Here is a 24,215-nt window from a genome sequence, read left to right on the forward strand (position 1 = left end):
CACGTCATTCCTTCAGCCCGGGCGGATCGTGCGGAGTCTAACTCACGGCACCGGCTGCAGTACCGACTCGCTGAAAAGCCTGGGAGATTGCGGCTCCCTCAGCGGCGCATTCGTTCGGCCCGCCCTGAGTCACAGATTGTTCTGCAGGCTCGCCGGCCCGTTGGCTACATCCGTCCCATTCATGTCGCGCCCCTTACCATTGAGTTGCCTGGCCTCGTCCTCAGCTGCGTCTTCAAGCTTGGCAACGAGCAGATCCTTGAGGTCGCCAACCTCTTCCTCGATGTCTTCGATGGGTACGCCGGCGTCTGCAGCCTCTTCCTTGCATTCCTTGGCGAGGATTTCCGCCTCCTTTTCAAGCTTGATCGGAGGCGGCGGCACATGAACGTTTTCGTGGATCCAGTCCTGCAAGAATTCTATCGCACTAGCACTCATGGCGCTCACCTATAGCGACAATCTGTAGTGCACATTAACGTACGTGCTGCAAATTGGATGCTTGGCAATGCCGGATTTCGAATAGCGGTACTTGACGATAGCGTGATCGCTAGGAGCTATAGTGTCTGCAGCCAAATGGGATCACTTGGCGTCGCAGAAATGCGGCTAGCCAGACAGTTGGAGCGGGATCTAATTTGAAGGCATCCCGCCCTTAGGACGTGTTGCGCCGTCGCGCCGGTGTTGCTCGATTAGGATCGCCTGACGGCCGACCATCGTCATCCGCAGCAGCCGCTCGCGTCGGCCACTCAGCGGCGCGGTCAGCGCGCATTTTGCGTTTATGCGCCATCCAGAACGGCAAGAGCTCAGCAAGAAAACTGTAGATCGTGGTCTTCATAGGCATGCTCCGGACCCAGGTTACAACTCGTGATCCCAGGCTTCCGTTCCGATAAAGAGTTCCGTTCCGACAAAGCGTTCCGTTCCGACAAATCCGTTGCCTCTACAATTGCGATTCGATCGGCAGGCATCCAACCAGCGCTGCGACGATGCGCCGATAGAGACTGGCCTCCGGTTCACGCGAATATTGCCGCATCTCGCCATCCGCCATGCGGAGCCACCGCAAGCCGCCTTTGTCCAGGACCAGCTGATAGCTCGTCTGCGGCGACTTTTCGTGCTCGAACAGCCGGCGCAACTCCATCACCAGATTGGTATCGTGGAAAAGCACGCCCATTTCCGCATTCAACGACACCGAACGCGGATCGAAATTGAAGGAGCCGACAAACCCGAGCGTATCATCGACCGTGAAGGCCTTGGTGTGGAGGCTGGCTCCCTTTGAACCGAAAACGGAGATGTTGGCCTGGCGGTCGAAGGGCTGCAATTCGAAAAGCTGGATACCTTTTTTAAGCAGCTTGCGGCGGTATTTGGCATAGGCGCCGTGCACGGCGGCGACGTCCGTCGCGGCGAGCGAGTTGGTCAGGATTGCAACCTCGGCGCCACGGTCCACCAGCTTCGACAGGATGGCCAACCCGGTGCGGCTGGGGATGAAATAGGGCGAGACAATTTCGAGGCGCTGCCTGGTCGCCGCGATAGCAGGAAGCAGCTCCTTGGTCAGCCAGTTCCTGCGCCTCTTGCCGCGCACCTTTTCCGGCGGATCGGAAATGACGCGAACGCCTTTCGTCCAGCAGACGTCGCCGTGCGCTGCAATGAACTCCGCGATCGTGCGCCAGGCACTGAGGCTGTTTAAAAGCTGGCCGTCCGCGGTCGCATCGAGATTGTCGAGGAAATCGGCGCGCGAGCCCGCCGCAGCCGGATTGAGCAGCTGGATCGGCGTTGCCGCCTCGCAATTCCAGAACGCCTCGAAGATCTGCATCGTCTGCCCTACGGCAGGACCGAGAAGCAACAGGTCGAGATCGCGGAAATTCGTCTCCGCAGCGTCGAAATAGGCATCGCCGACATTTCTTCCGCCGACGATGGCCAAGCCCTCATCGGCGATCCAGGCCTTGTTGTGCATGCGGCGGGTCATCGCAAACAGCCGGGCGACCATCTCCAGCGAGCGAAAGATGCTGCCGTTCCTCATGCCGCTCGGGTTGAACAGCCTCAGCTCGATGTTCTTGTAGCTGTTGAGCGCCAGGTAAGCAGCGTCGCTGTTGCGCGGATTGATATCGTCCAGCAGCATGCGGACGCGGACACCGCGCTCCGCCGCCTTGACGACCTCCTGCATCAGCAGCCGGCCGCTATGGTCGTCGTGCCAGAGATAGTACATCAGGTCGAGGCTGCTTGTGGCACTGCGCGCAGCAAGGATTCGCGCGGCAAACGCGTCATAATTGTCGGCGATCAGCAGCAGCCCGCTATTGCCGGCAGCGATCTTGTCCCGGGCAAACCGCGAAATGGCTGTATCCATGAAGTGCACCGACAAACATCAGCGAAGCAAACCGTCTGAAATCTGACTAACAACCCTTCAGGTTCATTCTGGTTGCAGTCGCGGCAGGCGTATCGCGTCCAGGTTCAGCCGGGCCTTGATCGGCAGATGATCGGAAGCCCGTTGCGCCAGCGGCGTCTTGTGCACCTCGATGCTGGAAATCAGGTGCGGCGGCCTGGCCAGGATGCGGTCGAGCGCAAACAGCGGAAAGCGCGACGGAAAGCTGGGCAGAACCGCATCGATCGGACCGAAATGCGGAAGCAGGGCCAGCAGCGAAGACCTGTTGCGGACGCGCCATTCGTTGAGGTCGCCAAGCAGGATTGTTGGCCGCAGAACCGGGTGCGTGGCTTCGACCAGCGCGTTGGCCTGCTGCGAGCGCGACCGCCGCAGCAAGCCAAAATGTGCGGCTATGATCCTGAGCGAAACGCCCTTCAGTTCCAAGTCCACGATGACCGCACCGCGCGGCTCGAGGCCGGGCAGCCGGAGCTGGTTCACGCTTTCGACCACACCACGACGTGCCAGGATCAGATTTCCGTGCCAGCCATGGCTGCGGCGGTTTTCCGGGACATGGGTGGGGACGAGATCGCTGTCCCGCTCGAGCGCTGCGAGATCCAGCAATCCCTGCCTGCTTCCGGTTCTTTCGTCGGCCTCCTGCAAAGCAATGATATCGGCATCGAGTTCCCTAACCACGGCTGCGACCCGCTCCGGATCGAACCTGCCGTCGGTGCCGACGCATTTATGCACATTGTAGGATGCGACCGTGGTGCACGAAATTTCATTGCCGGGCGCGGCAAACCGCGGCACTTCCCTTCGCAGCGCAGCGCCAAGCGACCTTGGAAGGGTAGGCGATCGATCCAGCATGTGATCCATTTGCTGTTGAGTCGGTGAGTAGCGGCCATTGCGATTATGGCGCGTGCGGAGGTCTGAAACAACGGCGACCTTGCAAAACCGTTCCAGCACCGGCCTCGGCGCGCCCGCCGTCTGGAACCCTGACGGGCAACAACACGTTTCGGGAGGGCAGCGCAGTCAACGGAGAAGTCGAATGCAGCCCTTAGCCGCAAATTCCGCCCCCCGGCCAGGCCCGCTCAGGATTGTCCCGTTCGATGGAGCCGTAACCGTTCGGTTCTCCGACGCCATTATTGCATCGAGCGAGCGGGCAAAGCTGCTCTACGAAGACGGTCATGATCCTGTCTTCTACATACCTTTCGAGGACATCTATTTCGACCTTCTGGAGAAGACCAACACAACGAGCCACAGCCCGCTGAAGGGCACGGCAAGCTATTGGCGTGTTCATGCGGTCGGTTCGTCGGCAGAAGACTTCATGTGGGCCTACGAGACGCCGGACACCCCGGCATTGGCGATCGCCCGCCACGGCGCGTTCGATCCCGGCAGGGCGCGGATCGAGGCCGATCCCGCGGAGGACAAGCAGCATACGCCGCACGTCACCGAATAGATCCAAATCGACGACAGGCGCGCCAGCCTTCCGTCAGCTCGAGAACTCTTCTCTGAGAATGCGCAAGCCGTCTTCGTATTTCGCTGTCGACGCCCCGATCTGCCGTGCCTGCCATAGATTGTCGGCAAGATCGGCGCGCTTGACAGGCAACGCCAACGGATTGGCAGCGGCCCTGCGAACGAAAGCGGCATCGCCCTCGTTCGGCAGCCGCGTCATGGCGTCGACGGCAGACACGATGGACGGCCCGAACCCGGCCGCCTCAAGCCGGTCGCGGTTCCAGCCGTCGCCTTTTTCGATAACGTCGTGAAGATAGGCGATGGCTTTCTGGTCGAGCGTTTCGACGGCATCGACGACCCGGCGGCAATGTTCGATATAAGGCCGCCCTGTCTTGTCCGTCTGCCCGGCATGAGCCTGTTCGGCGATTTTCGCTGCGCGATAAAGCACGCTCATTGGGTCGACCCCGTAACGAACAGCGCATGTCCTGGCGCACCAACGCGCCATCGTCAGCGCGAGTTCCGATGACCCGCTGCCTCACGCGCGAGCTGAATGCCCGCGACAGTCAGGAGACGCGTTCAAAACTGTCGAGGCTGGTTCCAAAAGCGCGCCAGGCGGGGAGTTTCCGGGCACGGGCCGGGGCACCTTCCTTTTCCGCCGACAAAGCGGCATCCGCACGGTGTGCCACAGCATCTCCAGCTTCCCGTTCCTGAGAATGCCGGTGTAGCTCACCGCCGCGGCTCCGACCCGCCCTTCGGCCGCGCAGGTGAATCCGATGACGTCTCCATGGCAGGCTCCGAACAGCGGCACGGTCATGCCGAAGAAGGCGCTGTCCTCCAGCGCCGTCCTGAAGGTTCCGCTGATCCGTCCGCCCTCTTCGCTGGTCAGTTCGACGACCGACCCGTACTGGTTCCGCCAGGTGCCCAGCCAACTCATCGCTGCTCCTCCTGATTTGCCACCATAGGGATCGCGCTGCCAGACGGCCGCCAAGCCGCGGCCGGGGTAGCGGCCTTTAATCAGCCGCGATGCCGGCCGTCGACATCTGAACGAAGCGCAGCGGCGCTTCCAGCGTCCAGGTGATGCCGTGCCTGGCGAATTCCAGGCGGCCGGTGCCGCTGAGCGCCTGCGGCGTGACCCGTTTGAGCACAACCGTTCCGAAACCGCGTCGCGCGTTTTCATCGACCAATGGTCCGTCCAGTTCCCGCCAGACAAGGCGGAAGCCATCGCTGCCGTCGGCGGCTGGCGTCACGGTCCATTCGACCTCGACCCGTCCGTCATAGTGCGACAGCGCTCCGTGCTTTACCGAATTGGTGGCCAGCTCGTGAAAGGCAATGCCGAGATATTGCACCGCGTTCGGCTGCAGCATGATCATCGGCCCGCTCATCGACAGACGGGCCTGTGTCGCGAAGGCCTTGGTCTGGGCATGGATCAATTCGCCGATAGTCGCGCCACGCCATTCGGCATCGACCAGCAGATCGTGCGATTCCGACAGTGCCATGATGCGTTCCCGGACCCGGGAAAGGAAAGCCTCCGGCGTACCCGCCAGCTTGCTGGTCTCGCGGATCATCGAGACGATCACCGAATACTGGTTTTTAACGCGATGGTTGACTTCGCGCATGAGGGTGCGGATGCGCCGTTCGCTCTCCTTGTGCGGGCTGATGTCGCGCGCGATCTTGGAGGCGCCGATGATACGCCCGATGCCGTCGCGTATCGGCGAGATGGTGAGCGAAACCGGTACCAGGGTGCCGTCCTTGCGCTGCCGGATCGTTTCGTATGAAGGAATCCGTTCGCCGGCGCGAATCCGGCTGATGATCATGGCTTCCTCATCCAGGTGGTCGGGCGGGATGAGGATCGTCACCGGGCGCCCGATCGCCTCGGCGGGCGTGTAACCGAACAGGCGTTGTGCCGCGTCGTTCCAACTGGTGATAATGCCGTTCAGGTCTTTCGACACGATCGCGTCCATCGAGGATTCGACGATGGCAGCGAGCCTTATGCCGGCGTCGTCAGCCAGCGCCTGGGTGCGCAGGTCGAGCAAGGTGTTGATGGCGCCGACGACCTCGCCGCGCACATTGCGAAGCAGGACCGGGTGCGCGCTGAACGGGATGAACTGGCCGTCCGGCCGCTCGGCGATCGCCCGGCCCCCACGAACGTCCCGCTCCTCCAGCAAGGCAACGGCCATCGGACATTCGTCGTGCGCCATCGGTCGCCCATCAAGGTGGCGAAGCTTCCATGAACCGCACCAGCGGTCCTGGCCAAGCATCGGACGATGTCCCCAGAGATCGGCAGCGGCTTCGTTGAAGAAGGTGATGTAGCCTTGTCTGTCGGTGGTGTAGACAGCCACAGGCAACGCCTGCATCAGATCGGCGGAAGAAACTTGCGGGATTCCGCCAGTCCTTAGTTCAACGACGTCCACCAGTCCCCCGCTCCGCTTGGCTTGCCGACGGATTGCTACGTCATCTAAATGCGCGCGAGTGTTTTCGGTTCCGTTCGATCTGCTTTCGGACATTCAGGCCGATTTGCGTTTCGCCGCCGCTCTCGGACTTTTGTTCGGAGCCTTGCCGCCCTCCTGCGCCAGGCTCTTGCGCAGAACATCGGCGAGATTGACGACGTTCGTCCTCGGCTCGGGTGCCGGCTTGGGCGGTTTCTTGCCCTTGCGCTTGGCTTCGATCATCGCAACCAGCGCCTGTTCATAAGTGTCTTCGAACTTCGACGGGTCGAATTTGGCCGGCTTCTTGCCGATCAGCAATTGCGCGATTTCCAGCATCTCGGGATCGACCTTGCGAGCCTTCAGCCCTTCGAACACCGCGTCCGCCGCGACCACTTCATTGTGGTTGCGCAATTCCGTCATCACCATGCCCTTGCCGAGCGGCTGGATCAGCACCTCTCGGCCTCGCTGGTACAGCACGACGCAGGAGCGGGCTGCCACTTTCTTCCTGGCCATGGCGTCCCGGATCACCGCGAAAGCCTCCGTGGAGGGCGCATCGGCCGGGACCAGATAATAGGGCTTTTCGAGGTAGCGCGCGTCGATTTCGGCGGTGGGCACGAACTCGCCGATCTCGAGCGTGTGCTGCGACACCATCTTCAGTTTCTTGATTTCGTCCGGCTCTATGCGGATGAATTCGCCCTTCTCGACCTCATAGCCCTTTACCTGGTCGGCAGCCTCGACCGTATCGCCGGTCTCCTCGTCGATATAAGCGCTCTTGACCGGGAGACCGTCCTTGCGGTTCAGGATCCTGAAATGCACTTTCTCGGCCTCGCTGACGGCGCCGATGATCTTGACGCCACAGGAAACCGATCCGACTTTCATAAAGCCCTTCCAGGCAGCTCGCGGCGTCGCCATGTCAATCACTCATTTGCCGAACGGACGGAACGGCTGCGAGCGGAAATCGTTCCGCCGTGGCAGGCTGCTCCATGGGCCGGCCCGGACGAGAACGTTCGTTTTATTTTCGTCAGGGGAATAGCGGAATGGCCAAACGCAGCGCAGGGTTGCTCATTTATCGCAAAAGCAGAGGTTCACTTCAGGTGTTGCTGGTGCATCCGGGCGGCCCATTCTGGGCGAAGAAGGATGACGGCGCATGGTCGATCCCGAAGGGCTTGGTCGACGAGAACGAGGACGAGCTGGCGGCGGCAAAACGCGAGGCCGAAGAGGAGCTCGGCGTCGCCGTCGATGGAGTTTTCGAACACCTTGGCAGCTACCGGCAGCCGGGCGGCAAGCTCGTCGTCGCCTGGTGCGTCGAGGCGGATTTCGACAGCGACGCCATAAGCAGCAACACCTTCGTCATGGAATGGCCGCCAAGGTCCGGCTCGATGAAGGAATTTGCCGAAGTCGACAGAGCGGGCTGGTTCTCCCTGCCGGAAGCCAACCTCAAGATCCTGAAAGGCCAGCGCGCCATGCTGGCGGATTTTGCCGATCGGCATGGCGATCGATGAACCGTATCGGCTCGGTACTTCAGGGCTGCGCCTAGCTTGCCTTATCGCGCTGTCCCAAGCGAATTTTGAGCGCGCAGCGTACGCAACGTGATCGAATAGCGGTGCTCGGCGACCGGCGGAATGCTGTGCTCCCATTCGTTGCGCGCAGCACCCATCATCAGATAGGCCGATCTTGGCTCGACGGTGACCGTCTTGCGATCCCATCGCGTGCCGTTTTTCCGGCGCAGGCGAAAGCTGCAGGCGGCCAGCAGCGAAACGCCGGCGACCGCCTCGAAATGAGGCTTGTCGCGATGCCAGCCGATACCGGCGCCCGGCCGGTACTCGTTGATCAAAACCTGCACGAAGGTTTCGGCGGGCAGGCGGGCAAAGGCTGCAACCTTTTCCCTGAGCGGCAGCAGAAAGCCGGGTATCGGCGGTGCCTCGACGACTTCGCGCCGGTCGTAGTCGTAACGCAGCCCGAAGCCGACCACCCGCCGGTTTGCCAGATGGCCATGAAAGTCGAAGGCCTGGAAAGGCAGCGTTGGGAGCTGGCTCGCCAACGTCGCTTCCTCGTCCGGCGTGATCAGTTCGGGCCGGTAGCGGAATCCTTCCGGCAGGTCGTCGGTGGCGGCAAAGAGATCGCCCTGGCGGGCTGCAGCCGATGTCTTGAGCGATGGCATCAGCCGTATTTGGTGAAGCCGGCCCGTAGCGGCAAGGCTGCTTCGGCAGCAAGGAACCTCGCTCTCCGTGCAGGGTTATTCACACTATGGCGTGGATTGGAGCACTGCCGAGCATTGGACCTGTCGAGATGCCTTCAACTGCGATCAGGAACATCGACTATCAACCGGCGACGAGGGTACTCTCCGTATGGTTCGTCCCGAGCGGAAACCGCTATGACTATGAGGACGTGCCGCCGCAGGTCCATGCCGCGTTCCGCAAAGCTTCGTCGAAGGGCCGGTTCTTCAACGAACATATTCGCGACCGGTACAAATACCATCTGGTCGAGCAGAGCCATTCGAGCTGAGCCTTCAGACGCTTCGCAACCATGATCTCGGCTGCTGCCATTCGTAGCCGCGCGGCGATGAGCGGACTTCGCAGTTGGCCAGTGACCTGATATTGATCATGGTCCTACCCGAAGATATCGAAAGCCTGGAATGTCCGCCGAAGCCGAAAAAACCGAGCAGATCCAGCAATTGCTCGACACACTCGATTTGGCGGGCGCGCTGGACAGCGAGAGCTACAAGAGGTTCCTCGACCAGCTGCCGATTGCGATCGCAATTTCCGATTTGGGCGGCGATGAACGTGTTGTCTATGTCAATTCCGAGTTCCAGAAATTGTCAGGCGTTTCTGTTGCAGAGCTGGAGCGCCGCAACTGGGCTGCACTGAGCGGAGAAGGCTTGGGCGAAAACAAGGACCGGCCGCTGGCCCGGGCCATCGTCGAGGACATCGACCGGGCGGGAACGTTCAGCATGCGACGTGACGGTACAGCGCCGGCCATCGTCGATGTCTATTCGAACCTTATCGAGGACGAGCGCGGGCGACCATCCTTTCGACTGGTCGCCCTTGTCGATGTTACCGCGCACAAGCAAAGCGACAGCGAAGCCTTCGACCAACGCATCCGGGAAAAGGACATGCTGCTGCGCGAGTTGCAGCATCGGATGAAGAACAATCTCCAGATGATCACGGCTCTCATCAGGTTGGAGGCCCGCAGCGCGGCGTCACCCGATCGGAAACGTTTCGAGCGCCTCGCCGGCCGGGTCGATGCGCTCGCAATTCTCTACCAGACGCTGGCGGTCGACGAACAGAAGGCCGAAGTGGACCTCGGCGTCTATCTCAGCCAGATCGCTTCCGCCGTGATGACGTCGCACGCCGTGCAAGGCATCCGGCTGGATATGAAGGTCGACACTTATCCCGTGTCCATCAACGTGGCGATGCCAACGGGCCTGGTGGTCAATGAGCTTTTGACGAACGCGCTGAAACACGCCTTTCCGGGCCGCGAAGGCGGGACGATCACGCTGCGCAGTGTTGTCGACGGCGACGGTTTTCGCATCGTAGTCGCCGATGACGGCATTGGCCTGCCCGAAGGCGAGACCTGGCCGAGACCCGGCAAGCTCGGAGCATTGATCGCTCAATCACTGATCGAAAATGCCAAAGCCCGGTTCGAGGTGGATGCTGCCCCCGGCAAAGGAACGCGGGTGACCATCGTCTTCAACAGATCGGCCGCGCTCGCGACGTAGCCGATCGAACATTCCCGTCGTAGGCGCCGCTATTCAAGGCCATCCGTATCAGCCAGGCTCCTCCGTCAGCTTGCGGGTGTGGCGGGCGATGACACCTTCTTCGTCGGTTGCAATGACGCGGACTTCGACCTTGCTGTCCGCCTGGCTTATGAGCGCTTCATGGGATTTGTTGGCGGCCTCGTCTATCGCCACGCCGAGCCAGCCAAGCCGCTCGCAAATCGCTTTGCGGGCCGGGGCAGAGTGCTCGCCGATGCCGCCGGTGAACACCAGGCATTCCAGCCCGCCCAGCGTGTTGGCGAGGGCGGCAACTTCCCTGGCGGCGCGGAAGGCGAAAAGCTCCACCGCTTCGCGAGCCCGGCGGTCGTCGCTGGCCTCCAGCGTGCGCATGTCGCCGGAAATGCCGGACACGCCGAGCAGGCCGGATTCCTCGTAAAGCATGTCTTGCAGCGCCTCTCCCGAAATGCCTCTTTCCAGCAGCAGGTACAAAAGCACGCCCGGATCGATGGCGCCGCAGCGCGTGCCCATGACCAGGCCGTCAAGCGCCGAAAAGCCCATCGTCGTATCGACGCTTCGCCCGTCGCGCATGGCGCACAGGCTCGCCCCGTTGCCGAGATGGGCGACGATGGTTCTTTTCGCCGCCAGATCGGGCGATATCTGCTTGAGCCGGCCGGCGACATATTCGTAGGAAAGCCCGTGAAAGCCGTAGCGGTGGATGCCGTCTGCCTCATAGCGGCGCGGCAGCGCGAAACGGCTGACCAGAGGCTCGATGGTCCGATGGAAGGCCGTGTCGAAACATCCGACCTGCGGCAGGTCGGGCCGCAGCGCGGCAAGCGCCCGGATTGGTGCGAGGCTGCGTGGCTGGTGCAATGGCGCAAGCGGGGTCAGCCTGTCGAGAGCCTCGATAACTGTCGGCGTCAGGCGGGCAGGTTCGACGAACTCGCGTCCGCCATGCACGATGCGATGGCCGGCGGCGATCAATTTCCGTCCGCCAAGTTCGTTCTCGATCCATTGCAGCATCTGGCCGATGCCTATATCGGGGCCCATGTCGCGTGAGGCGTCTGCGGCAAGTAGCCGATCGCACTGCAGCTCCCCATCGGCGGCTTTCGCGTTCAGCCTTGGCGCATCGCCCAGATCCAGCGAACCGCGCGAGGCAAGATCCAGCTCGGCGGATGCCGCAAGGTCGTAAAGTCGGAACTTGATGCTCGACGAGCCGGCATTGAACGCAAGGATAGATCGTCGCATCAATCGCCGGCCCTCGTCGCGCTGTCCTGTGGCCAGGACCATTTCTGGATCTCGGGCATGTCCTCGCCATGTTCGCGGACATAGGCCTTGTGCTCAGCCAATTTCCCATGCAGCGCCGCGGCAAGCTCCTTCGCCCGCTCGGCCAGCCCCGGCACGCGCGCGATCGCGGCGAGCGCCAGATGATAGCGGTCGAGCTGGTTGAGCACGACCATGTCGAACGGCGTCGTCGTCGTGCCTTCCTCGCGAAAGCCATGCACATGCATGTTGTCATGGTTGGCGCGTCGGTAAGTCAGACGGTGAATAAGATAGGGGTAACCGTGATAGGCGAAGATGACCGGCTTGGCCCTGGTGAACAGCGCGTCGAATCTGTCGTCGGCAAAGCCATGCGGATGCTCGGAATTCGACTGCAAGATCATCAGGTCGACGACATTGACGACGCGGATCTTCAGGTCCGGAATGCCCGAGCGCAGGATGTCGGCTGCGGCAAGCGTCTCCAGTGTCGGCACGTCGCCGGCGCAGGCCAGGACCACATCCGGATCTTCGCCTCGGGCAACCGTCCCGGCCCATTCCCAGATGCCCGCGCCGGCCCTGCAGTGCGCTTCCGCGTCTTCGGCGGACAGCCATTGCGGCGCCGGCTGCTTGCCGGCGACGATGACGTTGATGCGGTTGTAGGTCTTCAGGCAATGGTCGGTGATCCACAGCAGCGTGTTGGCATCCGGCGGGAAATAGAGCCTGACCGTGTCGGCCTTCTTGTTGGCGACGAAATCGGCAAAGCCCGGATCCTGATGGCTGAAGCCGTTGTGATCCTGCCGCCAGACATGCGAGGTCAGCAGGTAGTTGAGCGAGGCGATCGGCTTGCGCCAGGCAAGTTCGCCGGAGGTCTTCAGCCATTTGGCATGCTGGTTGACCATGGAGTCGACGATGTGGACGAACGCCTCGTAGCACGAGAACAGGCCGTGGCGGCCGGTCAGCAGATAGCCCTCCAGCCAGCCTTGGCAAAGGTGCTCGCTGAGCACTTCCATGACGCGGCCGTCGCGGGAAAGATGGACGTCGTAAGGCTCGATCCGCTCCATCCAGACGCGATCCGTAACCTCGAACACGTCGTCGAGGCGGTTGGAGGATGTCTCGTCCGGTCCCATCAGCCGGAAATTCCTGGCCTCGGCGTTCAATCGGATCACATCGCGAAGATAGCTTCCGACGGTCCGCGTCGCCTCTCCGACGGTACCGCCCGGACGCGGTACGTCGAGCGCGAGGCCCTTCCAATCGGGAAGCACGAGGTCCTGTTTCAGCAGGCCGCCATTGGCGTAGGGGATTGCGCCCATGCGCCTTGGCCCCGTCGGCGCGAGTGCTGCGAGCTCCGGCAGGAGATGCCCGCCTTCGTCGAATAGCGTCTTCGGTTCGTAGCTGCGCATCCAGTCTTCGAGGATCTGGCGGTGCGCCGCGTCGCCGCGGGCGTTCGACACCGGTACCTGGTGCGAACGCCAGAAATCCTCGACTCGTCTGCCGTCGACTTCTTTCGGCCCGGTCCAGCCCTTTGGGCTGCGCAGCACGATCATCGGCCACAGCGGCCGCTCTCCCTTCCAGCCCGCGGCTCTTGCAGGCTCCTGGATGGAGTGGATCCGGTCGAGCACGGTATCGAGCGTGCGGGCCATCTCGCGATGCATCGCGGCAGGTTCATGACCTTCCACGAAGAAGGTTTCGTAGCCATAGCCGAGGAACAGGCTGCGCAACGCCTCGTCTTCCATGCGGCCGAGGATCGTCGGGCTGGCAATCTTGTAGCCGTTGAGATGCAGGATCGGCAGGACGGCACCGTCGGATGCCGGGTTCAGGAATTTGTTGGAATGCCAGGCCGCGGCGAGCGGGCCGGTCTCGGCTTCGCCGTCGCCGACGACGCAGGCAACGACAAGGTTTGGATTGTCGAAGGCGGCGCCGAAGGCATGGACCAGAGCATAGCCGAGTTCTCCGCCTTCGTGGATCGAGCCGGGCGTCTCCGGAGCCGCGTGGCTCGGCACTCCGCCGGGAAACGAGAACTGCCGGAACAGCTTTCGCAGGCCGTCTTCGCCCCTGCCGACCTCGGGATAGATCTCGCTGTAGGTGCCCTCGAGCCAGGTGTTCGCGACCATTGCCGGGCCGCCATGACCCGGACCGCAGATGAACAGAACATCGAGACCACGTTCACGGATGCTCCGGTTCAGATGCACATAGATGAAATTGAGGCCAGGCGTTGTGCCCCAATGGCCGAGCAGCCGCGGCTTGATGTGCTCCGGCCGCAAGGGCTCGCGCAAGAGCGGATTGTCGAGCAGATAGATCTGGCCAACCGAAATGTAGTTCGCGGCGCGCCAGTAGCGGTCCATCAGATCGACCTGGTCAAGGCCGGTTGTTTGCGCAGTGGTGCGAGCCTCGTCGTTCATGGAAATGCCTCCGGAATACCCTCGTCCGTCGTTATCTGGGGTGGCGTCGCGTCGGAGAAAGGATTTACCTTGAAATAAGTTCGAGCGGGCGCTGCCGTCGCTGGTAAAAGCCGATCGCTGTCCCTTGGGAACCTCGAGCCTCGCCAACGGTTAGAAAGGCGTGCGCGATCCAGGAATTCAAGGGACCGCAATTCCAGGGACGTACGGGGACATGAACCGAGCTGCCTTCAAGGAAGCTTCGTTCATTGGGCAGAGGGGTCTGCAAAAAGGAGCAGAAAGATGCTCGATCTCTCCCATGCCCGCAACCAAATGGTCGATATCCACCTGAGCCGCCGTGGCATTCGCGACCGCAATGTCCTTCTAGCGATGCGCGAGGTCCCGCGCGAGGCCTTCGTAGAGCCTGGTTTCGAAGAATTCGCCTATGAGGACGGGCCGCTGCCGATCGCCGAAGGTCAGACGATATCGCAGCCCTATATCGTTGCGTTCATGATCGAAATGGCGGAGGTCGGAGCCGGTGACCACGTCCTCGAGGTCGGCACCGGATCAGGCTATGCGGCTGCCGTAATGAGCCGGATTGTCGAACGCGTCTACACAATCGAGCGCCACGCCGCGTTGGCTGAAACGGCGAGGCAGCGGTTCAAAAAGCTCGGCTACGATAATATCGAAGTCCGCACCGGCGACGGCACCAAGGGCTGGCCCGAGGCGGCACCCTTCGATGCGATCCTGGTTGCGGCCGCTGGCCCCGGCGCACCGCTCGCTCTGCAGGAACAGCTCGACGTCGCCGGCCGGCTTGTCATCCCGGTCGGCGACGAATTCGACTCGCAGCGCCTGCTCAAGGTCACCCGCACCGGCGCCGCAACCTACACGGAGGAGGATTTCGGCGGCGTGCGGTTTGTTCCGCTGATCGGCGAGCAAGGCTGGGGCGAGCCAGGCAGCGACAGCCAGATAGCGGCCGAGCTTCCGCACCGGCATCAGCGCAGGAGCAGCCTGCCGCAGATGATCGCGGCCGCCGCCGAACCGCTTCCGGATTTCGACGATCCGGCCTTCGGTGCGCTGTTCGACCGGTTTGCCGACCGCCGCGTCGTCTTGCTCGGCGAAGCCAGCCACGGCACGTCGGAGTTCTATCGTGCGCGCGCCGCGATCACTCGCAGGCTGATCGAGAAGCATGGCTTCACCATCGTCGCGGTCGAGGCCGACTGGCCCGATGCCGCGGCGATCGACCGCTACGTCCGCCATCGGCCGCCGCGGCCGGGCGCCGCGCCGCCGTTCCAGCGCTTTCCCACCTGGATGTGGCGCAACACCGACGTCGCGGCGTTCGTCGACTGGATGCGAGAGCATAATGAGCGGATCAGCATATCCTCCCGGCGGGCCGGATTCTATGGCCTCGACATCTACAATATGGGCGGATCGATTGCGGCGGTCCTGCAATATCTCGACCGCGTCGATCCGCAGGCGGCAAGGATCGCGCGCGAACGCTACGGCTGCCTGACTCCGTGGCAGAACGACCCGGCCACCTATGGCCGTGTCGCACTCACCTCCGGCTATCAGAAATGCGAGAAGGCCGTGCTCGAGCAATGCCGCGAACTGCTCGCTAGAGAGCTCGACTATGCGCAGCAGGACGGGATCGATTTCCTCGACGCCACCCAGAACGCCCGCCTGGTCGCCTCCGCCGAGCGCTATTACCGCACCATGTATTACGGCGGCGCGCAGTCCTGGAACCTGCGCGACACCCACATGTTCGAAACGCTGGAGCACCTGCTGCAGGCCCGCGGCCCGAACGCCAAGGCGGTGGTGTGGGCACATAATTCCCACATCGGCGATGCCCGCTATACCGAGATGGGGATCGTCAGGGACGAACTGAACATCGGCCAGCTCTGCCGCCAGCGTTTTGGCGACGAGGTTGCCTTGATTGGGCTCAGTACGCATTCCGGGACGGTGGCCGCCGCCACCGACTGGGACGGCGACATGGAAGTGAAACCGGTGCGGCCTTCCCACAACGACAGCTATGAGCGCCTTTGCCACGACAGCGGCGTCTCGCCTTTCCTGCTCGATTTCGAGCGCGACGACACGCTGCGCGAACGGCTTCTGGAGCGCCGGCTGGAACGCTTTATCGGCGTCATCTACCGGCCCGAGACCGAGCTCCACAGCCACTATGCGGACGCCTCGCTGGCCCGCCAGTTCGATGCTTTCGTCTGGTTCGATGAAACCAGTGCCGTGACGCCGCTTGGGCCGGAACATGCGGGGACAGGCCTTCCCGAGACCTATCCTTTCGGGCTGTAGCGAATTTGGACCCTGGGAAGCGGAAAATAGAAAGAAGGAGGTCACCGATGGCCGGAAAAAAGACTCATGAGCAGCAATTGCGCATCATCGAAGAGCGCGAGAACACGAAAAACGCCGGCAAGGATTTCGACGCCGAAGCGGATTTGAAAAAGACCAGGCAAGAGCGCGAGGCGTTCCGGCGCGGTGCCGAGCTCAGATCGGACCCGAAGGATATTGCCGATCCCGACGATCGCAACATCATCCGCGGCGAGCACCAGGAAAGCGCTCACAACAAGCATCGCGCCGACCGCTGAGCGGCCGGATCGCTTGACGTTAAGACAATACGGCGCCGGGTTCGTTCTCTAATCTGACGGATGCAGCCTCCGTGGCCGCAAATTGGCGGACAAGGGCGCCGTCTTGATCCCTGGGCCTATCCGGCAAAAAATGTCGCGGCGACAGCAATTGAGACGAGGCTCAGCATCGCCAGGCCTGCCCTGGCGACATGCGAAGCCTCCCAGACGTTGCGCAAATCTCTCCAGTCGCCGGCCTGCTTTCGAGAGAACATTGAAAAAAACGTTGCGGCTGATTTCGGCATGGCAGTGTCTTGCACCCAGAAATTGTTGACGGGATGCGTGACCAACCAATAGGTCGCATGCTCCGCCAGCAAGAAGACAAGCGCCGCCAAGGTCCACCAGAATCGGGCGCTTGGATAGGGCGTCAGGTAAAGCAGGACGGCGAGTGCAATGATGCCGCCGATCTCGGCGAACCCGCCGATCGTGAAGCCGGGATAGTAGATTGCCTGCACTGATCTGTAGGTGGCCTCCTTGAGGCGCAATTTGCCGGGCAATTCCAAAGCGTGCGCGAGCGAGAGCGCCATCGAGACGGCGACCAGAAGAAGGGCGGCGATCATCAATGCGCGCATGTTCCTGCTCCCGACCATGTCAAGATGCGCCCGTAGATAGGGTCGTTGGTGATGCGGTAAAGGCGATGACACCCGACGTCGCCGGCAAGCCGGTAGGGTCATTCCCCGATCTGGCTGGTAGACCGTTCGTGGAGCGTGGCGCCGGTCTGCGCGTCGACCGCGACCATGCTGACCTCGTAGCCCCAGAGCTTGCGGATGTGGCGCAGCGTGGCGTCGCGGCTGCCGCCTTCCAGCACGATGCCGTCCTTGACCTTGTGCTGCAGGCGCAGATGCCGGTCGCCGAGCAGGTCCACATCCACCACCTGTATGTCGGGCCGGCTGGCGCCGATATCGTAGCTGTGGGCGAGTGCGCCGCGGATGCTCTCGTAGCCGCGCTCATTGTGTATCGAGGCGACTTCGTAATGGGGGTCGTTGGCAGCATCGGCAAGCACGAAGAACCGCCATTTCCGTATCAGGGTCGGGCTCAGGTATTGGCGGATGAAGGACTCGTCGCGATGGTTGGCCCAGGCGTCCAGCAAGGTCTGGCGCCAGTCGCCGTTGCCGGCGATGTCGGGGAACCAGTCGCGGTCCTCGGCCGTCGGCGCGGTCGAGATGCGCTGGATGTCCTGCATCATGTCGAGGCCCAGCGCGTAAGGGTTGATACCGGAAAAGCGCGGATCGTCGAAGCCCGGCTGGAAGATCACATTTGAATGGTTGCGCAGGATCTCCAGCATGGCACCTTCGCCGATCAGGCCGCGATCGAACAAAAGGTTCATCAGCGTGTAATGCACGAAGGTGGCGCAGCCCTCGTTCATCACCTGCGTTTGCCGCTGGGGATAGAAATACTGCGCGATGACGCGGACGATCCGGATGACCTCACGCTGCCATGGTTCCAGGATCAGGCTGTTCTTCTCCAGGAAATAAAGCAGGTTCTCCTCGGGCAGCTTGAGCGATTTCTTGCGCTCCGTCATGGTATCCGTCTCGCGGACCTTGGTGCTGTCCTTGGAAGGCGGCAGCGTGCGCCACAGATCGTTGTAGGAACGCTCCTCGTACTCCAGGCGCTCGCGTAGGCCCTCGCGCTGCTTTTCCGACGACAGCTTCGGCGGCCGGTGGTATCGGAACACGCCCTGTTCCATCAGCGCATGTGCGGCATCGAGGATCTCTTCCACCGCATCGACGCCGTGCCGCTCTTCGCAGCGGGCAATATAGCCCTTGGCGAAGTCGAGATAGCTGAGGATGGCGCCGGCGTCCGTCCACTGCCGGAAAAGATAATTGTTCTTGAAGAAATGGTTATGGCCGAGTGCCGCGTGCGCCGTCACCAGGGCCTGCAGGGCCATGGTGTTTTCCTCCATCAGATAGACGATGCAGGGATTGGAATTGATGACGAGTTCATAGGCCAGCCCCCGTCCGCCTTTGCGATAGAGCAGTTCCTGGTAGAGGTAGTGCTTGCCGAAAGACCAGTGCCGGTACATCAGCGGCATGCCGACAGAGGAGTAGGCGTCGAGCATCTGTTCGGACGAGATGATCTCCATCTGTACCGGATAGATGTCGAGGTGGAGCTCTTCGGTGGCGATCGCCTCGATGGTCTCGTAGGCGCGCGACAGCGTCCTGAAATCCCAGTCGGAACCGGAAAACAGCAGCCCGGATCTGCTCGCCATCAGCCCCCTCTTTCACCGCTCTTTTGATAACCCGGCTGTCTGGCGAAGAGCTGGCGGAAAACCGGGTAGATGTCGGCCGCCGTGGCGATGCGGCTCATCTGGAAGTTTGACCATCTCAGCTTGACCGCACTGTAGGCACGCCACAGCGACGTGCCGTTGTCGGTAGCGCCGAAGATGTGGCTCTCGCGCTCGTCGAGGATCTCGACATAGGCGAAATACTGGCAGAGCCGCATGATCTGTTGATCGAGCAGGGCGATGCAGCGCTCGGAATCGGTGACGAAATTATCGCCGTCCGAGGCCTGGGCGACATAGATGTTCCATTCGCGGCTGGGATAGCGTTGTTCGACGATGCGGTGCATCTCCTCGAGCGCCGTGGAAACCACCGTGCCGCCGCTCTGGGTGTTGTAGAAGAAGGTTTCCTCGTCGACCTCCTGCGCCTCGTGCGTGTGGCGGATGAAGACCACCTCGGTCCGGTCATAGCGCCGTTTCAGGAACAGGTGCAGCAGCACGAAGAAGCGCTTGGCCAGATCCTTCTCGCGTTCGCCCATCGAACCGGACACGTCCATCAGGCAGAACATCACCGCATTGGCGTTCGGCACCGGCTGGGCGTCGAAGCGGTTGAAGCGGATATCGACCGGATCGACAAAGGCGATCCGCTTGCGGCGGCGCTCCAGCCGCTCAAGCTCTTCCTGCAGCGCCACGATGCGCTGGCGCAGCTCGGCGTTTTGCGGCTTCGCCTCCAGCGACGCGATCTCCTGGGCGATTGCGTCGAGTTCCTCCTGCTTGGGGCGCCTGAGCGCTATGCGGCGGCCATGGCTGTTGCGCATCGTGCGCCCGACATTGATGTTGGTCGGCGAGCCGGTCGCGGCAAAGCCGGCCCGGCGCGGCTTGAAGGCGAGGATCTCCTTGAGGTTGAGCTTGACCATGTCAGGCAGTTCTAGGTCTTCGAAAAAGAGGTCGAGCACCTCTTCGCGCGACAGCACGAAACGGAAATCGTCCTCCGATTCGGTTCTCCCCGGGGCGGACCCCATGCCTCCGCCCTGGCCGGGCTTGGGCAGCCGGTCGCCTGGGGTGAAATGCTTGTTGCCGGGCAGGACGTGCTGGCGGCTGCCGCTGTTCCTGGCATCGTTGAAGCTCGGCTCGCCGGTACCCCGCGCCGGCATCGAAACGGCATGCTCGGCGTCCACGTCGGCGATCTTGCCGGCGCGGATCTGATCGCGGATGGTGCGCTTCAACTCTTCGCGCGCCCGCCGCAGGAAACGCTGCCGATTGCCGAGGCTTTTGTCCTTCGGGTTCAGTCGGCGATCGATGAAGATCGGCATATGTTACCCCGGGCTGGCTTCAACCCGCCTTGTTCACCCGCATGTACCAGTCCACCAGCCGGCGGACCTGGCGCTCGGTGTAGCCGCGCTGGATCATCCGCTGCACGAATTCTGTATGCCGCTTCTCCGTCACGCTGTCCTGCTTGGAGCCGAAGCTGATCACCGGCAGCAGGTCCTCGACCTGCCCGAACATCCGCTTCTCAATGACTTCGCGCAGCTTCTCATAGCTTGTCCATGACGGGTTACGGCCATGGTTTCTGGCCCGCGCGCGCAGCGTGAACTTCACCACTTCGTTGCGGAAGTCCTTGGGATTGGCGATGCCGGCCGGCTTTTCGACCTGCGACAGTTCGTTGTCCAAGACCTCGCGATTGAGGATCTGGCCGGTATCGGTATCCTTGTAGTCCTGATCCTCGATCCAGGCATCGGCGTAGGCGATATAGCGGTCGAACAGGTTCTGGCCGTATTCGCTGTAGGATTCCAGATAGGCCTTCTGGATCTCGTGGCCGATGAACTCGGCATAACGGGTGGCCAGCTCCGACTTGATGAAATCGAGATAGTCCGCCTCGGTCTCCTTCGGGAACTGCTCGCGCTTGATCGCCTCTTCCAGGATGTACATCAGATGCACCGGATCGGCGGCCACCTCTTCGGTGTCGTAATTGAAGGTCTGCGACAGGATCTTGAAGGCGAAGCGGGTGCTGACGCCGGTCATGCCTTCATCGACACCGGCGGCGTTTCGGTATTCCTGGACCGACTTCGCCTTGGGATCGGTTTCCTTGAGGTTCTCGCCGTCATAGACGCGCATCTTGGTGTAGAGCGGCGAATTGTCGTGTTCGGCCAGGCGGGTCGAGACGGTGAACCGGCTGAGGATATCGAGCACTTCCGGAGCGCAGGGGCTGTTAGCCAATTCGCTCTCGCGCAACAGCTTCTCGTAGATCTGCCGCTCTTCGGTGACGCGCAGGCAATACGGCACCTTGACCACCAGGATGCGGTCGAGGAACGCCTCGTTGTTCTTGTTGTTCTTGAACTGCAGCCATTCCGACTCGTTGGAATGGGCAACGATGATGCCCTGATAGGGGAAAGCGCCGAAATTCTCGGTGCCGTTGTAGCTGCCTTCCTGGGTCGCGGTCAGCAGCGGATGCAGCACCTTGATCGGCGCCTTGAACATCTCGACGAATTCGAGCAGCCCTTGCGTCGTCCGGTTCAGCCCGCCGCTATAAGAGTAGGCGTCAGGATCGGACTGGCTGAAGTTTTCCAGCTGCCTGATGTCGACCTTGCCGACCAGGGCCGAAACGTCCTGGTTGTTCTCGTCGCCCGGCTCGGTCTTGGCGATGCCGATCTGGCGCAGCCGGGACGGCATCAGCTTGACGACGCTGAATTTGGAGATGTCGCCGGACAATTCGTCGAGGCGCTTTGCCGCCCAGGGCGAGATCAGGCCGTTCAGCCGCCGCCGGGCGATGCCGTATTTGTCCTCCAAAAGGTCGCCCATGCGGTCGGGATCGAACAGCCCGAGCGGCGATTCGAAGACCGGGCTGACCTGGCCGCCGACCTTCAGCGTATAGATCGGACGCTGCTCCATCAGCCTTTTCAGCTGCTCCGCAAGCGAGGACTTGCCGCCGCCGACCGGGCCGAGCAGATAGAGGATCTGCTTGCGTTCCTCGAGCCCTTGCGAGGCATAGCGGAAATAACCGGCGATACGCTCGATCGTATCCTCCATGCCGTAAAAGTCGGCGAAGGTTGGATAGATCTTGATCGTCCGGTTCGAAAAAATACGGCCGAGCCGCTCGTCCTTGCTGGTATCGACAAAGGTCGGTTCGCCGATCGCCTCGACCATCCGTTCGGGTGCCGAGGCGTACATCGACTTGTCCTCGCGGCAGGCAAGCAGATATTGCTGGAGGCTTATCTCCTCCTGAGCCGCATTCTTGTAAACCTCGGAAAACAGATCGAAGACGTCGGATTGATTCTCACGCATGGTATTCCTAGCCCCGGAGCCGGTGTGGCTGCACGTTTGTCTCTTGAACAACCAAATGTCAGAAAGCGCTTGTGGTTCCCTTCACTTCGCAGAGAGTGCATGTGATCGAAGGATAAGAGTCTAGATAAGGACATCCTGAGTGCAGACAAGGCGTGCAACGTCCTGACCGAGGCATAAAATCCTGAATTGCACCACGCCCCGCTGACGACCCCCAACGAGACGGAGGAACGGTTCGGGTCCTTCCCGGTTGTGAGGGAAAGGAGACGGTCGATGTCTGGGAATAGTTTGTGGTTGCTCGTCGTTGCAGGCGGTCCACTGCTGCTGGCAATTCTGATCGCCTACGCCCTGCTCACGCAGCGCCGTCGCGGCCCGGCGGAGCGCAGGGAAAGCGAGCGCGCAACCGAGCGCCTGTATCGGGAAAAGAAGGACTGACCGACAGGATCGCAGCTCAGCTGCCGGCAACCGCCAGCCCGGTCGCTTTTTCGGCCCGCAGCAGCATGCCGAACAGGTCGCGCGGCTCATCGGGATCGGCCAGAAGGTCTAGTTCCTCGTAAAGACCGGTCCGCTGAAGCTGATCGCGGACGTAGCGCAACGCGGAAAAATCCTCGATCGCAAAGCCGACGGAATCAAACAATGTGATCTGTCTTGCATCCGTCCGGCCTGCTGCCTTTCCTGTCATCACCTGCCACAATTCGGTGACCGGATGATCCGCATCGAGCTGCTGGCTCTCGCCTTCGATGCGCGTCTGCGGTGGATATTCGACGAAAATGTCCGAGCGCAGCAGAATGTCGCGATGCAGCTCGGTCTTGCCCGGGCAGTCGCCGCCCACGGCATTGATGTGCACGCCGGATCCGACCATGTTGTCGGTCAGGATTGTTGCCGACCGCTTGTCGGCGGTAACCGTGGTGATGATCTCTGCACCTTCAACGGCTTCCTGCGCCGACGCGCAGAGCTTGATGTCGAAACCCATGCCGGCAAGGTTCTTCATGCATTTCGCCGAGGCCGCCGGGTCGATATCGTAGAGCCGCAGCCTGTCGACGCCAAGCAGCGCCTTGAACGCAATCGCCTGGAATTCCGATTGCGCGCCATTGCCGATGATCGCCATGCACCTGGCGGCCTCAGGAGCGAGGTATTTCGCCGCGACCGCCGAGCTTGCGGCGGTTCTGAGCGCGGTCAGGATGGTCATTTCCGAAAGCAGCATCGGATAGCCGTTGCCGACATCGGCAAGCACGCCGAAAGCGGTCACGGTCTGGCGGCCGTCACGCGTGTTCTTCGGATGCCCGTTGACGTATTTGAACCCGTAAAGCTGCCCATCGCTGGTCGGCATCAGCTCGATGACGCCGTCAACGCTGTGCGAGGCGACGCGCGGCGTCTTGTCGAACAGCTCCCAGCGCCTGAAATCCTCTTCGATATAGGCGGCAAGCTCGAGCAGGAAGCGCTCGATGCCGATGGCAAGCACCAGCTTCATCATGCGGTCGACGCTGACGAACGGGACGATGTTCAAATTGACGGTCATGGCTCAGAACCCCCTCGTCGGGCGATCCATGATCCGCCGGCCCATCAGGCTCGCGGTCAGGTCGACCAACAGCGTGGCGGTGCGGCCGCGTTCGTCGAGAAAAGGGTTGAGCTCGACGAGGTCGAGACTGGTGACGAGGCCGCTGTCATGCAGCATTTCCATCGCCAGATGCGCCTCGCGGAAGGTAGCGCCGCCGGGAACGGTGGTGCCCACCGCCGGGGCGATCGACGGGTCGAGAAAATCGACGTCGAGGCTGACGTGCAGCATCCCGTTGGCTGCGCTCACCCGTTCGAGAAAGGCGCGAAGCAGTTGCGCAATGCCGTGCTCGTCGATCGAACGCATGTCATGGACCGTCACGCCGGCTCTGCGCAACGCTTCCCTTTCCGCCAGGTCCACGCTGCGGATCCCCAGCGCGCATATGCGAGCCGGGTCCACCTGCGCTGCAAGGCGGGGGAAATAGCCCTCGAAGCCGGGCTGCCCGCTGGCGTAGGCCAGCGGCACACCATGCAAATTGCCGCTGGTGGTCGTGTCGAGCGTATGAAAATCGGGGTGGGCGTCGAGCCACAGCACGAAGAGCGGCCGGCCGGCATTCGCCGCCCGGCGGGCAATGCCGGCGAGCGTGCCGGCCGAAATGCTGTGGTCGCCGCCGAGAAAGATCGGCATCGCGTCGGCGCTCGCGGCATAGGCCGTTTCGCTGATTGCCGCTGTCCACGCGGCAATTTCCGGCAACGCCTTCACCGCCGCGTTGCCGTGTACGACAGGACGCATGTCGGCAGGGACGATGGTTCCGAGGTCGGTCAGCGTATGGCCGAGCTCGGTCAGTGCGCCGGCCAGGCCGGCCGTGCGCAGCGCACTCGGCCCCATCTCGCAGCCCATGCGGCCTGAGCCGGCCTGGATCGGCGCCCCAACGATCGTGCAATGCATGCTCATACCCCACCAATTACGATGCCTTTATTGAAGCCGGCATCGCTGGCAGAATGAACATGTCAAATTGGAA

General features: G+C 62.0%; 24 protein-coding genes. 7 read left to right on the forward strand and 17 right to left on the reverse strand.

Annotated features, from left to right (window positions below; genetic code table 11):
• Window positions 1–129: 129 nt before the first annotated feature.
• From NKI19_RS14195 to NKI19_RS14210, 4 genes are all read right to left on the reverse strand, one after another.
• The gene (locus NKI19_RS14195; protein WP_352492136.1) at window positions 130–432 is read right to left on the reverse strand and encodes a hypothetical protein; all 303 of its coding nucleotides are present in this window, start codon (window positions 430–432) and stop codon (window positions 130–132) included.
• Window positions 433–643: 211 nt separating this feature from the next.
• Window positions 644–826: a hypothetical protein gene (locus NKI19_RS14200; protein WP_352492137.1), complete on the reverse strand. Its 183-nt coding sequence runs from the start codon at window positions 824–826 to the stop codon at window positions 644–646.
• A 102-nt stretch (window positions 827–928) separates the two neighbouring features.
• Complete coding sequence (locus NKI19_RS14205; RefSeq protein WP_352492138.1) at window positions 929–2,329, reverse strand: phospholipase D family protein; 1,401 nt, start codon at window positions 2,327–2,329, stop codon at window positions 929–931.
• A 63-nt stretch (window positions 2,330–2,392) separates the two neighbouring features.
• Window positions 2,393–3,208 carry an endonuclease/exonuclease/phosphatase family protein gene (locus NKI19_RS14210; RefSeq protein WP_352709141.1) on the reverse strand — a complete coding sequence of 272 codons (816 nt, stop codon included), beginning with the start codon at window positions 3,206–3,208 and terminating at the stop codon, window positions 2,393–2,395.
• A gap of 181 nt (window positions 3,209–3,389) precedes the next feature.
• Here NKI19_RS14210 and NKI19_RS14215 point away from each other — a divergent pair, with 181 nt between their 5' ends.
• A complete protein-coding gene (locus tag NKI19_RS14215) occupies window positions 3,390–3,800 on the forward strand; it encodes a DUF427 domain-containing protein (RefSeq protein WP_352492140.1) in 411 nt (136 codons plus the stop codon).
• Between the two features lie 33 nt (window positions 3,801–3,833).
• Here NKI19_RS14215 and NKI19_RS14220 read toward each other — a convergent pair whose 3' ends face one another.
• The 4 genes from NKI19_RS14220 to ku form a co-directional block, all read right to left on the reverse strand.
• Window positions 3,834–4,250, reverse strand: a complete 417-nt coding sequence (locus tag NKI19_RS14220) for an HD domain-containing protein (protein WP_352492141.1) — start codon at window positions 4,248–4,250, stop codon at window positions 3,834–3,836.
• 81 nt (window positions 4,251–4,331) lie between these two features.
• Entirely contained in the window at window positions 4,332–4,730 is a 399-nt protein-coding gene (locus NKI19_RS14225; protein ID WP_352492142.1) for an avidin/streptavidin family protein, read from the reverse strand.
• A 76-nt stretch (window positions 4,731–4,806) separates the two neighbouring features.
• On the reverse strand, window positions 4,807–6,150 hold the full coding sequence (locus tag NKI19_RS14230) for a PAS domain-containing HWE histidine kinase family protein (RefSeq protein WP_352492202.1): 1,344 nt from the start codon (window positions 6,148–6,150) through the stop codon (window positions 4,807–4,809).
• A 150-nt stretch (window positions 6,151–6,300) separates the two neighbouring features.
• On the reverse strand, window positions 6,301–7,134 hold the full coding sequence (gene ku, locus NKI19_RS14235; RefSeq protein WP_352566957.1) for a non-homologous end joining protein Ku: 834 nt from the start codon (window positions 7,132–7,134) through the stop codon (window positions 6,301–6,303).
• A 125-nt stretch (window positions 7,135–7,259) separates the two neighbouring features.
• On the opposite strand from ku, the gene NKI19_RS14240 reads away from it, so the two are divergent.
• Window positions 7,260–7,724, forward strand: coding sequence for an NUDIX hydrolase (locus NKI19_RS14240; RefSeq protein ID WP_352492144.1), 465 nt, complete (start codon window positions 7,260–7,262; stop codon window positions 7,722–7,724).
• 41 nt (window positions 7,725–7,765) lie between these two features.
• Here NKI19_RS14240 and NKI19_RS14245 read toward each other — a convergent pair whose 3' ends face one another.
• Window positions 7,766–8,383, reverse strand: coding sequence for an alpha-ketoglutarate-dependent dioxygenase AlkB (locus tag NKI19_RS14245; protein WP_352492145.1), 618 nt, complete (start codon window positions 8,381–8,383; stop codon window positions 7,766–7,768).
• A 128-nt stretch (window positions 8,384–8,511) separates the two neighbouring features.
• Here NKI19_RS14245 and NKI19_RS14250 point away from each other — a divergent pair, with 128 nt between their 5' ends.
• On the forward strand, window positions 8,512–8,727 hold the full coding sequence (locus NKI19_RS14250; RefSeq protein ID WP_352476940.1) for a KTSC domain-containing protein: 216 nt from the start codon (window positions 8,512–8,514) through the stop codon (window positions 8,725–8,727).
• Window positions 8,728–8,857: 130 nt separating this feature from the next.
• Window positions 8,858–9,940 carry a sensor histidine kinase gene (locus NKI19_RS14255; protein WP_352492146.1) on the forward strand — a complete coding sequence of 361 codons (1,083 nt, stop codon included), beginning with the start codon at window positions 8,858–8,860 and terminating at the stop codon, window positions 9,938–9,940.
• A gap of 48 nt (window positions 9,941–9,988) precedes the next feature.
• Here NKI19_RS14255 and NKI19_RS14260 read toward each other — a convergent pair whose 3' ends face one another.
• Both NKI19_RS14260 and NKI19_RS14265 read right to left on the reverse strand, forming a co-directional pair.
• The gene (locus NKI19_RS14260) at window positions 9,989–11,182 is read right to left on the reverse strand and encodes an acetate/propionate family kinase (RefSeq protein ID WP_352492147.1); all 1,194 of its coding nucleotides are present in this window, start codon (window positions 11,180–11,182) and stop codon (window positions 9,989–9,991) included.
• Complete coding sequence (locus tag NKI19_RS14265; RefSeq protein WP_352492148.1) at window positions 11,182–13,593, reverse strand: phosphoketolase family protein; 2,412 nt, start codon at window positions 13,591–13,593, stop codon at window positions 11,182–11,184. Before NKI19_RS14265 ends, NKI19_RS14260 begins: the two co-directional genes overlap by 1 nt.
• Before the next feature lie 279 nt (window positions 13,594–13,872).
• Between NKI19_RS14265 and NKI19_RS14270 the strand changes: the two genes are divergently transcribed.
• Both NKI19_RS14270 and NKI19_RS14275 read left to right on the forward strand, forming a co-directional pair.
• Window positions 13,873–15,873 carry a protein-L-isoaspartate(D-aspartate) O-methyltransferase gene (locus NKI19_RS14270; protein WP_352492149.1) on the forward strand — a complete coding sequence of 667 codons (2,001 nt, stop codon included), beginning with the start codon at window positions 13,873–13,875 and terminating at the stop codon, window positions 15,871–15,873.
• A gap of 47 nt (window positions 15,874–15,920) precedes the next feature.
• Entirely contained in the window at window positions 15,921–16,166 is a 246-nt protein-coding gene (locus tag NKI19_RS14275) for a hypothetical protein (protein WP_023720508.1), read from the forward strand.
• 116 nt (window positions 16,167–16,282) lie between these two features.
• Here NKI19_RS14275 and NKI19_RS14280 read toward each other — a convergent pair whose 3' ends face one another.
• From NKI19_RS14280 to NKI19_RS14295, 4 genes are all read right to left on the reverse strand, one after another.
• Window positions 16,283–16,774, reverse strand: coding sequence for a DUF1772 domain-containing protein (locus NKI19_RS14280; RefSeq protein WP_352492150.1), 492 nt, complete (start codon window positions 16,772–16,774; stop codon window positions 16,283–16,285).
• A gap of 98 nt (window positions 16,775–16,872) precedes the next feature.
• Complete coding sequence (locus NKI19_RS14285; protein ID WP_352492151.1) at window positions 16,873–18,411, reverse strand: SpoVR family protein; 1,539 nt, start codon at window positions 18,409–18,411, stop codon at window positions 16,873–16,875.
• Window positions 18,411–19,733: a YeaH/YhbH family protein gene (locus NKI19_RS14290; RefSeq protein WP_352492152.1), complete on the reverse strand. Its 1,323-nt coding sequence runs from the start codon at window positions 19,731–19,733 to the stop codon at window positions 18,411–18,413. Before NKI19_RS14290 ends, NKI19_RS14285 begins: the two co-directional genes overlap by 1 nt.
• Before the next feature lie 19 nt (window positions 19,734–19,752).
• A complete protein-coding gene (locus NKI19_RS14295; protein ID WP_352449545.1) occupies window positions 19,753–21,702 on the reverse strand; it encodes a PrkA family serine protein kinase in 1,950 nt (649 codons plus the stop codon).
• Window positions 21,703–21,972: 270 nt separating this feature from the next.
• Here NKI19_RS14295 and NKI19_RS14300 point away from each other — a divergent pair, with 270 nt between their 5' ends.
• Window positions 21,973–22,134, forward strand: coding sequence for a hypothetical protein (locus NKI19_RS14300; RefSeq protein ID WP_352492153.1), 162 nt, complete (start codon window positions 21,973–21,975; stop codon window positions 22,132–22,134).
• A gap of 16 nt (window positions 22,135–22,150) precedes the next feature.
• On the opposite strand, the gene ocd is transcribed toward NKI19_RS14300, so the two are convergent.
• Window positions 22,151–23,218 carry an ornithine cyclodeaminase gene (gene ocd / locus NKI19_RS14305; RefSeq protein WP_352566955.1) on the reverse strand — a complete coding sequence of 356 codons (1,068 nt, stop codon included), beginning with the start codon at window positions 23,216–23,218 and terminating at the stop codon, window positions 22,151–22,153.
• Window positions 23,219–23,221: 3 nt separating this feature from the next.
• Window positions 23,222–24,142 (reverse strand): arginase, encoded by a 921-nt coding sequence (rocF, locus tag NKI19_RS14310; protein WP_352492155.1) that lies wholly within the window; start codon window positions 24,140–24,142, stop codon window positions 23,222–23,224.
• Window positions 24,143–24,215: the final 73 nt, after the last annotated feature.

Origin of the sequence: Mesorhizobium sp. M0751, from assembly GCF_040320265.1 — a bacterium.
In the GTDB taxonomy this organism is placed as follows: domain Bacteria; phylum Pseudomonadota; class Alphaproteobacteria; order Rhizobiales; family Rhizobiaceae; genus Mesorhizobium.

Excerpts from the sequence above, each read along its gene's own strand:
- NKI19_RS14195 (WP_352492136.1), bottom strand. The coding sequence starts at position 432 with ATGAGTGCTAGTGCGATAGAATTCTTGCAGGACTGGATCCACGAAAAC.
- NKI19_RS14200 (WP_352492137.1), bottom strand. The coding sequence starts at position 826 with ATGAAGACCACGATCTACAGTTTTCTTGCTGAGCTCTTGCCGTTCTGG.
- NKI19_RS14205 (WP_352492138.1), bottom strand. The coding sequence starts at position 2,329 with ATGGATACAGCCATTTCGCGGTTTGCCCGGGACAAGATCGCTGCCGGC.
- NKI19_RS14210 (WP_352709141.1), bottom strand. The coding sequence starts at position 3,208 with ATGCTGGATCGATCGCCTACCCTTCCAAGGTCGCTTGGCGCTGCGCTG.
- NKI19_RS14215 (WP_352492140.1), top strand. The coding sequence starts at position 3,390 with ATGCAGCCCTTAGCCGCAAATTCCGCCCCCCGGCCAGGCCCGCTCAGG.
- NKI19_RS14220 (WP_352492141.1), bottom strand. The coding sequence starts at position 4,250 with ATGAGCGTGCTTTATCGCGCAGCGAAAATCGCCGAACAGGCTCATGCC.
- NKI19_RS14225 (WP_352492142.1), bottom strand. The coding sequence starts at position 4,730 with ATGAGTTGGCTGGGCACCTGGCGGAACCAGTACGGGTCGGTCGTCGAA.
- NKI19_RS14230 (WP_352492202.1), bottom strand. The coding sequence starts at position 6,150 with ATGCAGGCGTTGCCTGTGGCTGTCTACACCACCGACAGACAAGGCTAC.
- ku (WP_352566957.1), bottom strand. The coding sequence starts at position 7,134 with ATGGCGACGCCGCGAGCTGCCTGGAAGGGCTTTATGAAAGTCGGATCG.
- NKI19_RS14240 (WP_352492144.1), top strand. The coding sequence starts at position 7,260 with ATGGCCAAACGCAGCGCAGGGTTGCTCATTTATCGCAAAAGCAGAGGT.
- NKI19_RS14245 (WP_352492145.1), bottom strand. The coding sequence starts at position 8,383 with ATGCCATCGCTCAAGACATCGGCTGCAGCCCGCCAGGGCGATCTCTTT.
- NKI19_RS14250 (WP_352476940.1), top strand. The coding sequence starts at position 8,512 with ATGCCTTCAACTGCGATCAGGAACATCGACTATCAACCGGCGACGAGG.
- NKI19_RS14255 (WP_352492146.1), top strand. The coding sequence starts at position 8,858 with ATGTCCGCCGAAGCCGAAAAAACCGAGCAGATCCAGCAATTGCTCGAC.
- NKI19_RS14260 (WP_352492147.1), bottom strand. The coding sequence starts at position 11,182 with ATGCGACGATCTATCCTTGCGTTCAATGCCGGCTCGTCGAGCATCAAG.
- NKI19_RS14265 (WP_352492148.1), bottom strand. The coding sequence starts at position 13,593 with ATGAACGACGAGGCTCGCACCACTGCGCAAACAACCGGCCTTGACCAG.
- NKI19_RS14270 (WP_352492149.1), top strand. The coding sequence starts at position 13,873 with ATGCTCGATCTCTCCCATGCCCGCAACCAAATGGTCGATATCCACCTG.
- NKI19_RS14275 (WP_023720508.1), top strand. The coding sequence starts at position 15,921 with ATGGCCGGAAAAAAGACTCATGAGCAGCAATTGCGCATCATCGAAGAG.
- NKI19_RS14280 (WP_352492150.1), bottom strand. The coding sequence starts at position 16,774 with ATGCGCGCATTGATGATCGCCGCCCTTCTTCTGGTCGCCGTCTCGATG.
- NKI19_RS14285 (WP_352492151.1), bottom strand. The coding sequence starts at position 18,411 with ATGGCGAGCAGATCCGGGCTGCTGTTTTCCGGTTCCGACTGGGATTTC.
- NKI19_RS14290 (WP_352492152.1), bottom strand. The coding sequence starts at position 19,733 with ATGCCGATCTTCATCGATCGCCGACTGAACCCGAAGGACAAAAGCCTC.
- NKI19_RS14295 (WP_352449545.1), bottom strand. The coding sequence starts at position 21,702 with ATGCGTGAGAATCAATCCGACGTCTTCGATCTGTTTTCCGAGGTTTAC.
- NKI19_RS14300 (WP_352492153.1), top strand. The coding sequence starts at position 21,973 with ATGTCTGGGAATAGTTTGTGGTTGCTCGTCGTTGCAGGCGGTCCACTG.
- ocd (WP_352566955.1), bottom strand. The coding sequence starts at position 23,218 with ATGACCGTCAATTTGAACATCGTCCCGTTCGTCAGCGTCGACCGCATG.
- rocF (WP_352492155.1), bottom strand. The coding sequence starts at position 24,142 with ATGCATTGCACGATCGTTGGGGCGCCGATCCAGGCCGGCTCAGGCCGC.